Here is a 12,727-nt window from a genome sequence, read left to right on the forward strand (position 1 = left end):
GAAAGAGTTGTGGGGAAAAAAGAAACCAGCGATGCCGTGATGGTATCGGCAATCGCGCGCCTGCCAGGGCGGCGCGTCCATAACACCGGGGGGAGACACCACCATGCGTGAATTCGACTATGTTGTCATCGGCGGCGGCTCGGCGGGCTGCGTGCTGGCGGGGCGGCTCAGCGAGGATCCGGCCGTGCGCGTGTGCCTGCTGGAGGCGGGCGGCAGCGATGCCAGCGTGCTCATCCACTGCCCCGCGGGCCTGGCCGCGATGGCGCGCAGCGGTGCCTACAACTGGGGGCTGTCCACGACGCCGCAGCCGGGCCTGGGAGGACGCAGGGGCTACCAGCCGCGCGGCAAGGTGCTGGGCGGCTCCAGCTCGGTCAACGCGATGATTTACGTGCGTGGCCATGCGAGTGACTACGACCACTGGGCCGCGGCCGGCAACCCCGGCTGGGGCTGGCGCGACGTGCTGCCGTACTTCTTGCGCGCCGAGAACAACGAGCGCGGCGCCAGCGCCTGGCATGGCACGGGCGGCCCGCTCAACGTGGCCGACCTGCAAGCGCCTCAGCGCGCCAGCCGCGCCTTCGTCGAGGCCGGCGTGCAGGCCGGCCATGCGCGCAATGACGACTTCAACGGTGCGCAGCTCGAGGGCGTGGGGCTCTACCAGGTCACGCACCGCGCGGGCGAGCGCTTCAGCGCGGCCAAGGCCTACCTCACGCCGCACCTGGGCCGGCCCAATCTGCAGGTGGTGACCGGCGCGCGGGCCACGCGCCTCATCCTGGAGGGGCGGCGCGCCGTGGGCGTGGAATACCGCCTGGGCGGGCAGATGCAGCAGGTGCGCGCGGCGCGCGAGGTGCTGCTCTCTGCCGGCGCCCTGCTGTCGCCGCAGTTGCTCATGCTCTCGGGCGTGGGGCCGGGGGCGCAGCTGCAGCGCCACGGCATCGGCGTGGTGCACGACCTGCCGGGCGTGGGCGAGCACCTGCACGACCATCCGGATGTGGTGCAGGTCATGGACGCGCCGGCGCTCACCGACACCTTTGGCCTGTCGCTGGCCGGGGCGCTGCGCGTGCTGCGCGGCGTGCGCGATTGGCGCGCACAGCGCAAAGGCATGCTCACCAGCAACTTCGCCGAGGCCGGCGGCTTCATCAAGAGCCGCCCCGAGGAGCCCCTGCCCGACCTGCAGCTGCACTTCGTGGTCGGCAAGCTGCTCGACCATGGCCGCAAGGCCAGCTGGGGCCATGGCTATTCCTGCCATGTCTGCCTGCTGCAGCCGCGAAGCCGCGGCCGCGTCACGCTGGCCAGCGCCGACCCGTCAGCGGCGCCGCTGGTGGACCCGGCCTTCTTCAGCGACCCGGACGACCTGCCGCGCCTGGTGCGCGGCGTGCGGCGCATGCGCGAGATCCTGGCACAGCCCGCGCTGGCCCGTCTGGGTGCGCGCGAGCTGCCCCATTCGGCCAGCGCGCAAAGCGATGCGCAGATCGCGCAGTTCATCCGCGACTGGGCCGACACCATCTACCACCCCGTGGGCTCGTGCCGCATGGGCCCCGGTCCTCTGGACGTGGTGGATGCCCAGCTGCGCGTGCACGGCCTGCAGGGCCTGCGCGTGGTGGATGCGTCCATCATGCCGCGCATCGTCAGCGGCAACACCAATGCGCCCACGGTGATGATTGCCGAGCGCGCGGCGGAGCTGATCCGCCTGGCCGCAGCTTAAGAATTTTTGAGGGTTTGGATAAGCGTTTTTTAGCAGCGCCCAAGCACCCGCGTTCCTAGACTGCCAGCACCGGTCGACACGGGGTGTGCCGGCTCGGAATGCCGCGGCGCATGCATGCCGCAAAGCTCAAGGAACGGAAACGACGATGCAATTCAACCCACAGGAAATCTCCGCGCTAGCACAGGCAGAGGCCGCCGCACCGCGCATGGACATGTACGCCTTCATCCACAAGGCCCTGCGTGCCTTCATGACCGACACGCTCACGGGGCTGGGCCGCATGGATGCAGATGACGACCTGGAACTGTCCCAGACCGGCGCCCGCGTGCTGCAGCTGCTGGACTTCTGCCGTTCGCACCTGCACCACGAGAACGCGTTCGTGCACCCGGCCATGGAGCGCCATGCCCCGGGCAGCGCCGCCACGGTGGCACGCGAGCACGAGGGCCACGAGCAGGCCATCGCCGCGCTGGCAGCGGGTGCGGTGCAACTCATGCACTGCCCGCGTGAGCGGCGCGCACGGGTCGCGCACGCCTTGTATCAACAACTGGCACTGTTCGTGGCGCACAACTTCGAACACATGCACCAGGAGGAAACCGGCCACAATGCCGTGCTCTGGGCCCATTACAGCGACGCGGAACTGGCCGCGCTCGAAGGCGCCCTGGTGGCCTCCATTCCGCCCGACGAAATGATGGTCACGCTGCGCTGGATGCTGCCCTACATGACGCCCGCCGAGCGCGCGATGATGCTGGGCGAGATGCGCCGCAACGCGCCGCCGCAGGCCTTCGAGGCGGCGTTGGGCGTCGTGCGTCCGCAGCTGTCGCCTGCCGAGTGGGGCAAGCTGGCGCGCGCGCTTGGCTTGGCGCAATGAGGGGCGCGCACGGCCGCTGCGCCGGTGCGCGGCCCGGTGAGGCGCGGCCCTGCCCGGGAAGGCTCAGCCGGTGACCTCCTCCAGCTGCACGGGCGCGTCCAGGCACAGGCGCAGGCGCCCGCGGCCGGTCTTCTCGATATGGATGCCCGTGTCGCTCTCCTGCAGCCGGCGCTGTAGCAGGAGCAGCCGGGCCTCCAGGTTGTCGGCCACGTCGGGCAGGCGCAGGCAGGGGGCCAGGCGCAACTCGCGGTTGCTGAAGTCCCGGCGGTCCGTGCGCGCATGGTCGCGCAGCAGCTTCCAGAGGATGGCGCCGGCCACGCCCTTGATGAGGTAGGTGTCGTTAACGAACAGGCTGTCGTTCACCGCGAAGTGCCGCACCCGCACCGGCGTGCCTTGCGGGGCCGCCGCGGTGGTCTCCACCTGCGGGGCCTCGGCTGCCTCGTCCGCTGCCTGCAGCAGGTCGATGGCGGCGGCCAGGTGCCCGGCCAGGGCCACGAGTGCGTCCTCCTCGGGGTAGCGGAACTGCAGGTCCAGCGGGCTTTCGACGAACAGCACCCCCAGCGTGCGCCCGCGGCTGACCAGCGGCACGGCCAGCTGGCTGTGCGGCGCGGCGAGGCCGGGGTAGGGAATCTCGTGCGCCGGCGCTCCACTGCCCTGGCCCATGCTGCAGCGCATGGCGTGGCTGTAGAGCGCGGCATGCGTCATGTGGCTGATGCGCACGGGCGTGGCCTCGCGCGCGGCCACGCCGATCACGCCCTGGCCCAGCTTGATCTCCGAGCCGACGCCCGAGTGCGCATAGCCATGGCTGGCCACGGTGTAGAGGTGGCCGACCGCTGCGTCCAGCATGAGCACCATGGCGTGCTGCACGCCCAACTGCTCGTGCAGCCCTGCCAGCAGCGCTTGCAGCAGCTCGTCCAGCGTGGCGCAGCGTGCCAGGCGCTGGCTGCACAGGCGCACGGCGCCCAGCAGGTCGGCGCGTGGCAGCTGCCCGGGCCCGGGCTCCAGGCCTTCGCCGGGCACGGGCTCGATGCGCTCGACCGCGTACAGGTCCGAACCCTTGAGCTCGAAGATGCCCTCCAGGCCGGTGTGCGAGGCGATGCCGGCTAGCTGGGCGCGCATGCGCTCGAACAGCGGGCCGCTGGTCTCGGTGCGCAGGTAGCGCAGGTGCAGCCGGTAATAGCGCGCCGTGACCGGGTCCAGCACCAGCACGTTGGCGTAGGGGTTGACGAGGATGTTGGCGCGCGTCTTGTTGAAGAACTGGAACGACAGCGCCACATGCCGCTCGTCCACATAGACCACCTGCGAGAGATAGGCCACGTTGGGCGTGCCATCGGGCGCGCAGGTGGCCATGATGGCGGGAATGGCGCCCTCCAGGCAGGCGCGGATGGAGCGCAGCGTGGGCACGGCGGCGTGGCTCATGGCGTGCCGCCAGCTGGCAAGGGCATGCCGGCGCGCGGGCCGGGGGTCTGGTCGAACGCCGCCTCGGGTGTGAACTCCACGGCCACCAGGTCGTCGCGCGGCGCGCTCAGCATGGCCGCCGTGTACGGCGGCCCGTAGCCCACCTGCGCCACCGCCTGCTGCATGGCCGCCAGGTAGCGCTGCAGCGCGGTCTCGTCGGCCGGCCGCAGGGCGCGCTGCAGCGCGGCCGTGGCCTTGACCTGCACCGTGCGGTGCGAGGGCGGATCGCTGAAGACCACGGCGATGTGGCCCGTGGCGGCGATGTCGGCCAGCAGCTGCTGCGACTGGCTCTTGCGCAGAAAGACGGTGATGCGCCGTCCGTCGGCACGGATGCGCGCGCCCACGGCGCGCATCACGCTGGGGCGCAGCCGCGCATCGCGCGAGGCCACGATGGCGGACACGCCCCGGTCCACCAGTGCGATGTGCTCGGGGCTCAGCAAGGCAGGCATGGTCGGCTCCTCACTTGCGGAAACGCCGGCGCGTGAGCGCCAGCGCCACCCAGTAGGCGGCCACGGTAGTCACGGCGATCACCAGGCCGTGGCGCAGCGGCTGCTGCGGCCACTGGTCCATGAACAGCGGGCGTACCAGCTCCACGGCATTGGTCAGCGGCAGCCAGTCCGAGGCGATGCGTACGGCCCAGGGCAGCTGCTCGCGCGGGAAGAACACGCCCGACAGGAACATCATGGGCGTGAGCACCAGCGTGAAGTAGTAGGTGAAGAAGTCGTAGCCCGGCGCCAGGGCGTTGAAGATCAGTGCGATGCTGGAGAACATGATGCCCACGCACACCAGCACGCCCCAGGCCGCGAACAGTTTCGGGCTGTGGCTGATGGACAGCGCCAGCATCACGCCCAGGATGGCCGTGGCCGTGAACAGCGCCTTGAAAGCGGCCCACAGCATCTCGGCCAGCAGCACGCTGTCCAGGCTGATGGGCGCGTTCATGATGCCGTCCCAGGTCTTTTGCACATGCATGCGCGAGAAGGCCGAGTACAGCGCCTCGAAACTGGCCGCGTTCATGGCGCTCATGCAGATCGAGCCGCTGGCCAGGAACAGGATGTAGGGCACCTTTTGTCCGTTCACCTCGACCTGCCCCACCAGCGCACCCATGCCGTAGCCAAAGGCCAGCAGCCACATCAGCGGCTCGGCGATGTTGCCCACCAGGCTGGGGATGGCCAGCTTGCGCCACACCAGCAGGTTGCGCAGGAACACGGGCCACCAGCGCAGCGACAGGTCGGGCGCGCGCCAGATGCTGAGCGTGGCAGGAGTGGGCATCTCAGGCATCCTCGCGGATCTGGCGGCCCGTCAGCTTGAGGAACAAATCCTCCAGGTTGGCCGGCCGGTGCAGGGTGCGCAGCTGGCTGTGGGCCACCAGGGCCTGCAGCAGGGGACGCGCATCCTGGGTGTAGAAGAAGACGGTCTCGCCGCTGACCTCGATGCGCGCGGCCAGCGGGCGCAGCCGCGCGTCGTGGGCCAGGGCCAGGGCGCCGTTACCGTAGGCCTCGACCACCTCGCGCTCCAGATGCTCGGCGATCAGCGCGCGCGGCGCTCCCTGCGCGATGGTGCGGCCATGGTCCAGCACCAGCAGGCGCGAGCACAGGCGTTCGGCCTCGTCCATGAAGTGCGTGGTCAGCAGGATGGACTTGCCCTGCTGCAGCAGCTGCTGCAGCCGCTCCCACATCAGGTGGCGCGCCTGCGGGTCCAGGCCCGTGGTGGGCTCGTCCAGCAGCAACAGGCGCGGGTCGTTGACCAGCGCGCGCGCCAGCGACAGGCGCCGGCGCATGCCGCCCGAAAGCTCGCCCGGGCGTGCGTCGGCCTTGGTCGTCAGTGCGGAAAACGCCAGCAGCGGTGCGATGCGCTGCTCCATGGCCGCGCCCTTCAGGCCGAAGTAGCGCCCGAATACGCGCAGGTTCTCGGCGCAACTGAAGTCCGGATCCAGGCTGTCGAACTGCGCCACCACGCCCAGCTGCGCCTTGATGGCTAGCGCGTCGCGCGGCATGGCCAGCGGCGCGGTGCCACTGTCGGGGTAGAAGCGCACGCTGCCCTCGTCGGGCGCGGTCAGGCCCAGGCACATGCGCAGGGTGGTGGTCTTGCCGGCGCCGTTCGGGCCGATCACACCCAGGCATTCGCCGCGCGCGATGGAAAACGACACGCCGTCCACCACGGTGGCGGCGCCGTAGCGCTTGCGCAGGTTCTGGACTTCGAAGAGCACGCTCATGCGGCGATTGTGGAGGAAGGCTGCCGGGTGGAGTTTCTCGCGCTGAAGGATTATGTATAAAAAAGGCTTTTTACGCTTTATGAATGAGCGATGTCAGCTATCTTTTTGATGGCGATATGGGGCGTGCTTGCATGCCTCACCCTGAACGGTGCGGCGCAGCTTGCGGCTGCGCCGGGCTGCATCAGGCGGCAAGCGCCCTGCTTGCAGAGATGTGGCTCAGCGCCTCATGCCGGTGTGCCAGGCGGAAGGTGCTGGCCAGGCTGGCAAGCTCTTGTGCCTGGTGCTGCAGCGCGCTGGATGCGGCCGAGGTTTGCTCGACCAGGGCGGCGTTTTGCTGGGTCACTCCATCCAGGTGCGCCACGGCCTGGTTGATCTGCGCCAGGCCCGAGGCCTGCTCGCGGCTGGCCAGGGCGATTTCGTCGACGATGCGGGCCACGCGCTCGATGCCGCTCATGATTTCCTGCATGGCCTCGCCGGCCTGGGCGGCCTGGGCGTTGCCGGCCTCGGCCTTGGTCACTGAGTCGGTGATCAGCGCCTTCACTTCGCGTGCAGCCTCGGCGCTGCGTTGTGCTAGGCTGCGTACTTCGCCCGCCACCACGGCAAAACCGCGGCCCTGTTCGCCGGCGCGGGCGGCTTCCACGGCGGCGTTGAGCGCCAGGATGTTGGTCTGGAACGCTATGCCGTCGATCACGCCGATGATGTCCACGATCTTGTGCGAGGACTGGTTGATGGCGTCCATGGTCTGTACCACCTGCGAGACCACGGCGCTGCCGCGCTGCGCCACTTCGGAGGCGCTGGCCGCCAGTTGGTTGGCCTGGGTCGCGCTGTCGGCGTTTTGCTGCACCGTGCCCGACAGCTGCTCGGTGGCCGAGGCGGTCTGCTCCAGCGCGCTGGCCTGTTGCTCGGTGCGCGCGGACAGGTCGTGCGCGCCTGCCGCCACCTGGCTTGAGGCCTGGGCAATGGAGTCCGTGCCATCGCGCACGCGTCCCACCACCTCGGACAGGTTGCTGCGCATGGCTTCCATCTCGCCGAGCATGGTGCCGATTTCATCGCTGCCCTCGCAGGCAATGCGCTGCGTCAGGTCGCGCGCTGCGATCTGGCTGACAGTGGTGTTGGCGGTGCCAAAGCCGGATTTCAGGCGCCCGAGCAAGGTCATGGCCAACAACACCGAGGGCAGCACCAGCACCACGGTCGCTGCCGCAAAAATCCACAGCGCCAACTGGTAGCGGCCTTGGGCCGCCTGGTAAGCGGCATCGGCTTGTTTGAGTTGGTAGTCGCGCAAGTTCTGCATGGCCTTGACGGTGGCCTCGCCCTCATTGCGGCCAGCGGCCAGGAAAGTGGCCATGGCCTCGGGGCTGTAGTTGTTATGTGCAATGACATCCAGCGCACGTGCCAGTTGCGCGCGCCAGGACTCGCACGCCTGCATGGCAGTGTCAAACAGGGCCTTTTCTTCCGGCGCCTTGATGGCCTGCTCCATGGTCTTGTGCAACTCGTCGGCCTTGGCCTGGTTGCGCGCCACATTGTCCAGATGCAGGCTGGCCGGATGCTGGTGAATGGTTGCCAGGGCACTATCGGGATCATGCTGGAAGGCCAGCAGCACCTCCATGCGATTGTTCAGGGTTTGCATGATGGACTGGTCGGCCAGCAAGGCACGGGCCATGGTTTCGTCGTACATGGTCTTGAGGCTGTCGCGTGCCGCCGACAAGCCCCACAGGCCAACGCCCGCGATGGCGGCAATCGACAACACAAAGATGCACAAAACAGCGACAAAACGCTGGGTGATTTGCAGGTTTTTCCAGAAAGAGCTCATGAAACAAAAATTTGTAGAGGCAAGTTTTTAAAAAATCGTCAATCTAGTGTTTAACTTTATCTAAAAGCGGCTTTCAAGTAACGCGATGTCATAATTTGTGATGTAAGTAACTCGATTAATTGTCATCACAATGAAAGCTCCCTCCAGGCTTGGACCGGTTCAAGAGAGCCAGCGCGTGGCCGCGCAGGCGGTGGATGAGTCGGTGCGTTCCGCCATGGCGCGCATGTACAGCGGCCTGTCGCCGGTGGCGCTGGCCTTGGCGCATGCCGATTGGGCGATGCACATGATGGCCTCGCCAGGGCGCCAGGCGGTGCTGGCGCAGCGGGCCCTGGATCTTTCGGTGCGGGCCATGCACAACCTGGCCAGCCAGCCCGACGAGGCCAGCCCCGAGAAGGATGGGCGTTTTGTCGACCCGGCCTGGCGCGGCTGGCCGTTCAACGTCATCAAGGAGGGCTATAAGGCCGCCGACACTTGGTGGCGCGAGGCGGCTCAGCATGGCGGCGGGGTCTCCAAGCATCACCAGCATATGGTGAGCTTCTTCACGGGCCAGGCGCTGGACGCGCTGGCACCGTCCAACTGGGCCTTGACCAACCCCGAAGTGCTGCGCGTGGCCGGCGAGACCCAGGGACGGTCGCTGCAGGAGGGCTGGAAATTCTTTCAGCAAGACCTGCAGGAATACCTCAGCGCCCACCCCGACACGCCGGCCGAAGAACTGGCGCCGCTGGAATACGCGGTCGGTCAGGACGTGGCCGCGACGCCGGGCAAGGTGGTGTTCCGCAATGCTCTCATCGAGCTCATCCAGTACCACCCGAGTACAGACAAGGTGCAGCCCGAGCCGGTGCTGATCGTGCCGTCCTGCATCATGAAGTACTACATCCTGGACTTGTCGCCGCACAACTCCATGGTCAAGTACCTGGTGGACAAGGGGCATACGGTGTTCATCGTCTCCTGGCGCAACCCCGATGCCAGCGATCGTGACCTGGGCATGCAGGATTACCTGCGCCTGGGCGTGATGCAGGCCCTGTCCGCCGTCAAGTCCTGCTCGGGCGCGCGCCGTGTGCACACGGTGGGCTACTGCCTTGGCGGCACCTTCCTGGCGATTGTCGCCGCCGTCATGGGGCGCCTGAGCCGCAAGAAGGTGCAGGAGCGCACGGCGGCCGAACAGGCCATGATTCCGGCGGACATGCCGGAGCTGGCCTCGGTCATTCTGCTGGCGGCGCAGACCGACTTCACCGAGCCCGGCGAGCTGGGTGTGTTCATCGACGAGGCGCAGCTGGCGCTGCTGCGCCAGACCATGAGCGAACGCGGCTACCTGTCGGGCAAGCAGATGGGGGGCTCCTTTGTCTACCTGGCCTCGCGCGGCCTGCTGTGGGGGCGCAACACGCGCCGCTACCTGATGGGGGAGGAAGACGCCAGCTTCGATCTCATGAGCTGGAACGCCGACACCACGCGCCTGCCCGCGCGCATGCACTCCGAATACCTGGACTCGCTGTTCCTCAACAACGCCCTGGCCTCGGGCCAGTACCGCGTGGCCGGGGGCACGGTGGCGCTCATGGACATCAACGCGCCGATGCTGGTCGTGGCCACCACCAAGGACCATGTCTCGCCCTGGAAGTCGGTCTACAAGATCCACCTGCAGACCAGCACCCCCGTCACCTTCGTGCTGGCCGAGGGCGGGCACAACGCGGGCATCGTGAGCGAGCCGGGGCGCCCGCGCCGCAGCTACCAGATGGCCAGCGCGCAGGGGGATGCCGGCTGGGTCGATCCCGACGACTGGAAGGCCCAGGCCCCGACCGTGCAGGGCTCGTGGTGGGAGGCCATGCATGCATGGGTCACCGAGCGCTCGGGCAAGCCCGTGGCGGCCAAGCCCATCGCCGCGGAGCATGTGCTGTGCGATGCGCCGGGTACCTATGTGATGACGCGCTATGCCGACTGAGATCGCCAACGAGCAAGCCGCCGCCCAGCAGCAGGTGCGACGCCTGGCGCGTCAGCTCGAAAGCCTGGGGGGGCGCATTGCGCTGCTGGCCCAGGCCCTGCGCCTATCGCTGCAAACCCCTGCCGAAACGCAGGCTGCCCTGCAATGCGACGAGGCCTGCGCGGCAGCCGCCGGTGGCGGCCGCGAGGCGCGCATGCGCGAGGAGCTGCGTGGCCTGCTGGTGCTGCGCTACGAGGTGGTGGCGCAACTGGCGACGAATGAGCGCATAGGGGCGCCGGGCGCGCGCGACCTGCTGCTGTATGCCAACGACCGTCTGCTGGCCAAGGGCTTCGACGCCCAGGCGCCCGGCATGAATCTGCGTCCTCTGTTCGAGGGCATCGAGGCCTGAGGCTGAGGCTGAGGCTGAGGCTGAGGCTGAGGCTGAGGCTGAGAGCGTAAACACGCTCCTAGAGCCATTTTTTTGTGTGAGGTTTTGTTTTCATGACATCGAATCTGTTCAGCCTGGCCGGCAAGAAGGGCCTGATCCTGGGTATTGCCAACGACAGCAGCATCGCCTTTGGTTGCGCCCGACTGGCGCGCGCCATGGGTGCCGAGGTGGTGGCCACCTGCCTGAACGACAAGGCCCGCAAGTTCGTCGAGCCGCACACCCAGCCGCTGGGCATAGACCTGCTCCATTGCGACGTCGAGGTCGAGGGCCAGCTGCAGGCGGCCGTTGCGCACGCGGTGGAAAAATTGGGCCGGCTCGACTTCGTCATCCACTCCATCGCCTGGGCGCCGCTGCAGGACTTGCACGGCGACGTGGTGGACAGCTCGCGCGAGGGTTTTGCGCGCGCCGTGAGCGTGTCTTGCCACAGCTTTGCCGAACTGGGCAAGCTGTGTGCACCGCACATGCCGGACGGCGGCACCATGCTGGCCATGACCTACCTGGGCTCGGGCGAGGTGGTGCCCAACTACGGACTCATGGGCCCGGTCAAGGCCGCGCTTGAATCCGTGGTGCGCTATATGTCCATGGAGCTGGGCTCCAAGAACATCCGCGTGCATGCGGTCTCGCCCGGCCCCATCCTCACGCGCGCGTCCTCGGGTATTGCCGACTTCGACACCCTGATGGCCACGGCCCAGTCCAAGGCTCCGCTGCAGCGCCTGGTATCCCTCGAGGAAATCGCCCAGCTCAGCGCCTTCCTGTGCATGAATGCCGCCAGCGGCATGACCGGACAGACGATTTACGTCGATGCCGGCGTGCACGCCATGGATTGATGAGCCGGCCCCTGTTTTAGAAATCCAGACACCATGAATACCAACATCAGCGACCTCGAATGGATGGAAAACGTCACCTATGACGAGCTCAGCGTGGGCCAAAGCGCACGCCTGCTGCGCACGGTGACCCAGGAGGACATCCAGGCCTTTGCCGCCGTGTCTGGCGACATCAATCCCGCCCACCTGAACCCCGAATACGCCGACGCCACCATGTTCCATGGCGTCATCGCGCACGGCATGCTGGGGGCCGCCTTGATCTCGGCGCTGTTCGGCACGCAGTTTCCCGGTCCCGGCACCATCTACCTGGGCCAGGAGCTCAAGTTCACCAAACCCGTGCGCATTGGCGACACGCTCACCGTGCTGACCACCGTCTCCGCCAAGGACGACGAGAAGAAGCGCGTGGAAATGGACTGCCTGGTCACCAACCAGAAGGGCGAGGTGGTGCTCAAGGGCGTGGCGCGCCTGATGCCGCCCACGCAAAAGCTGCGCGTGCCCAAGATCAATGCGCCGCAGATCCAGCTGTTCGACCCCGAGGCGCGTTTCAACGAGCTTTTGTCGCTGGCCGACGGCATTGAGGCCATGCGCTGCGCCGTGGTGCATCCCTGCGATGCGGGCTCGCTCAGCGGCGCCATGGATGCCGCCAGCCACGGCCTGATTCATCCCGTGCTGATCGGCCCCGAGGGGCGCATCCGCCGCGTGGCCGAGGAGGCTGGCATCAGCCTCGAGGGCGCGGACATCATCTCCGTCGAGCACAGCCACGCCGCCGCCGAGCTGGCCGCGGCCATGGCCGCGCGCAAGGAGGTGGAGATCGTCATGAAGGGCAGCCTGCACACCGACGAGCTGCTCAAGGCCATCCTGGCCCAGCCCTCGCTGCGCACCGGGCGGCGCCTGTCGCATGTGTTCCGCTTCGACGTGCCGCTGTACTCGAAGCCCCTTCTGATCACCGATGCTGCCATCAACATCGCCCCCAGCCTGCTGGAGAAGGCCGACATCATCCAGAACGCCATCGAGTTCGCCCAGGTCATGGGCACGGCCACGCCGCGGGTGGCCATCCTGTCGGCGGTGGAAACCGTGACGCCGACCATCCCCTCCACGCTGGATGCCGCCGCGTTGTGCAAGATGGCCGACCGCGGCCAGATCAAGGGCGGCCTGCTCGATGGTCCGCTGGCCTTTGACAACGCCATCTCCATGGAGTCGGTGCAAATCAAGGGCATCTGCTCGGCCGTGGCGGGCCAGGCCGACATCCTGGCGGTACCCGACCTGGAAAGCGGCAACATGATCGCCAAACAGCTCGAATACCTGGCGGGCGCCAGCGGCTCGGGCCTGGTGCTGGGCGCGCGCGTGCCGATTGCGCTGACCAGCCGCGCCGACGGCCCCATGGTGCGCGTGGCCTCGGCGGTGCTGGCCGTGCTGGCGGCACACCAGCAGCGCAAGCGGCAGGACGAAAACGCCTGGAAGCGCGGCCTCGGCTCCGTTCAGGCGGCCTGAAC

11 protein-coding genes are annotated in these 12,727 nt (G+C 67.8%); 6 read left to right on the forward strand and 5 right to left on the reverse strand.

Features of this window, described 5'->3' with window-relative positions; all coding sequences use genetic code 11:
• The first annotated feature begins 103 nt into the window (after nt 1-103).
• The gene (locus P7644_RS02705) at nt 104-1,702 is read left to right on the forward strand and encodes a GMC family oxidoreductase (protein WP_404301465.1); all 1,599 of its coding nucleotides are present in this window, start codon (nt 104-106) and stop codon (nt 1,700-1,702) included.
• Between the two features lie 145 nt (nt 1,703-1,847).
• Complete coding sequence (locus P7644_RS02710; protein WP_404301466.1) at nt 1,848-2,567, forward strand: hypothetical protein; 720 nt, start codon at nt 1,848-1,850, stop codon at nt 2,565-2,567.
• A gap of 63 nt (nt 2,568-2,630) precedes the next feature.
• On the opposite strand, the gene P7644_RS02715 is transcribed toward P7644_RS02710, so the two are convergent.
• The 5 genes from P7644_RS02715 to P7644_RS02735 form a co-directional block, all read right to left on the reverse strand.
• The gene (locus P7644_RS02715; RefSeq protein WP_404301467.1) at nt 2,631-3,986 is read right to left on the reverse strand and encodes a GAF domain-containing protein; all 1,356 of its coding nucleotides are present in this window, start codon (nt 3,984-3,986) and stop codon (nt 2,631-2,633) included.
• A complete protein-coding gene (locus P7644_RS02720; protein WP_404301468.1) occupies nt 3,983-4,474 on the reverse strand; it encodes a pyridoxamine 5'-phosphate oxidase family protein in 492 nt (163 codons plus the stop codon). Before P7644_RS02720 ends, P7644_RS02715 begins: the two co-directional genes overlap by 4 nt.
• A gap of 10 nt (nt 4,475-4,484) precedes the next feature.
• Nucleotides 4,485-5,294 carry an ABC transporter permease gene (locus P7644_RS02725; protein ID WP_404301469.1) on the reverse strand — a complete coding sequence of 270 codons (810 nt, stop codon included), beginning with the start codon at nt 5,292-5,294 and terminating at the stop codon, nt 4,485-4,487.
• Between the two features lies 1 nt (nt 5,295).
• A complete protein-coding gene (locus P7644_RS02730) occupies nt 5,296-6,237 on the reverse strand; it encodes an ATP-binding cassette domain-containing protein (protein WP_404301470.1) in 942 nt (313 codons plus the stop codon).
• Between the two features lie 181 nt (nt 6,238-6,418).
• A complete protein-coding gene (locus P7644_RS02735) occupies nt 6,419-8,047 on the reverse strand; it encodes a methyl-accepting chemotaxis protein (protein ID WP_404301471.1) in 1,629 nt (542 codons plus the stop codon).
• A 130-nt stretch (nt 8,048-8,177) separates the two neighbouring features.
• On the opposite strand from P7644_RS02735, the gene P7644_RS02740 reads away from it, so the two are divergent.
• The 4 genes from P7644_RS02740 to P7644_RS02755 all read left to right on the forward strand — a co-directional run bounded on the left by P7644_RS02740 (nt 8,178) and on the right by P7644_RS02755 (nt 12,725).
• On the forward strand, nt 8,178-9,983 hold the full coding sequence (locus P7644_RS02740) for a PHA/PHB synthase family protein (protein WP_404301472.1): 1,806 nt from the start codon (nt 8,178-8,180) through the stop codon (nt 9,981-9,983).
• Nucleotides 9,973-10,371 carry a hypothetical protein gene (locus tag P7644_RS02745; protein WP_404301473.1) on the forward strand — a complete coding sequence of 133 codons (399 nt, stop codon included), beginning with the start codon at nt 9,973-9,975 and terminating at the stop codon, nt 10,369-10,371. Before P7644_RS02740 ends, P7644_RS02745 begins: the two co-directional genes overlap by 11 nt.
• Before the next feature lie 92 nt (nt 10,372-10,463).
• The gene (gene fabI, locus P7644_RS02750; RefSeq protein ID WP_404301474.1) at nt 10,464-11,237 is read left to right on the forward strand and encodes an enoyl-ACP reductase FabI; all 774 of its coding nucleotides are present in this window, start codon (nt 10,464-10,466) and stop codon (nt 11,235-11,237) included.
• Between the two features lie 33 nt (nt 11,238-11,270).
• Complete coding sequence (locus P7644_RS02755; protein WP_404301475.1) at nt 11,271-12,725, forward strand: bifunctional enoyl-CoA hydratase/phosphate acetyltransferase; 1,455 nt, start codon at nt 11,271-11,273, stop codon at nt 12,723-12,725.
• The last annotated feature ends 2 nt before the right edge of the window (nt 12,726-12,727 follow it).

It is taken from the genome of Alicycliphilus denitrificans, assembly GCF_044792555.1.
Lineage (GTDB): Bacteria > Pseudomonadota > Gammaproteobacteria > Burkholderiales > Burkholderiaceae_C > Alicycliphilus > Alicycliphilus denitrificans_A.

Excerpts from the sequence above, each read along its gene's own strand:
- P7644_RS02755 (WP_404301475.1), top strand. The coding sequence starts at position 11,271 with ATGAATACCAACATCAGCGACCTCGAATGGATGGAAAACGTCACCTAT.
- P7644_RS02715 (WP_404301467.1), bottom strand. The coding sequence starts at position 3,986 with ATGAGCCACGCCGCCGTGCCCACGCTGCGCTCCATCCGCGCCTGCCTG.
- fabI (WP_404301474.1), top strand. The coding sequence starts at position 10,464 with ATGACATCGAATCTGTTCAGCCTGGCCGGCAAGAAGGGCCTGATCCTG.
- P7644_RS02725 (WP_404301469.1), bottom strand. The coding sequence starts at position 5,294 with ATGCCCACTCCTGCCACGCTCAGCATCTGGCGCGCGCCCGACCTGTCG.
- P7644_RS02730 (WP_404301470.1), bottom strand. The coding sequence starts at position 6,237 with ATGAGCGTGCTCTTCGAAGTCCAGAACCTGCGCAAGCGCTACGGCGCC.
- P7644_RS02745 (WP_404301473.1), top strand. The coding sequence starts at position 9,973 with ATGCCGACTGAGATCGCCAACGAGCAAGCCGCCGCCCAGCAGCAGGTG.
- P7644_RS02740 (WP_404301472.1), top strand. The coding sequence starts at position 8,178 with ATGAAAGCTCCCTCCAGGCTTGGACCGGTTCAAGAGAGCCAGCGCGTG.
- P7644_RS02735 (WP_404301471.1), bottom strand. The coding sequence starts at position 8,047 with ATGAGCTCTTTCTGGAAAAACCTGCAAATCACCCAGCGTTTTGTCGCT.
- P7644_RS02705 (WP_404301465.1), top strand. The coding sequence starts at position 104 with ATGCGTGAATTCGACTATGTTGTCATCGGCGGCGGCTCGGCGGGCTGC.
- P7644_RS02710 (WP_404301466.1), top strand. The coding sequence starts at position 1,848 with ATGCAATTCAACCCACAGGAAATCTCCGCGCTAGCACAGGCAGAGGCC.
- P7644_RS02720 (WP_404301468.1), bottom strand. The coding sequence starts at position 4,474 with ATGCCTGCCTTGCTGAGCCCCGAGCACATCGCACTGGTGGACCGGGGC.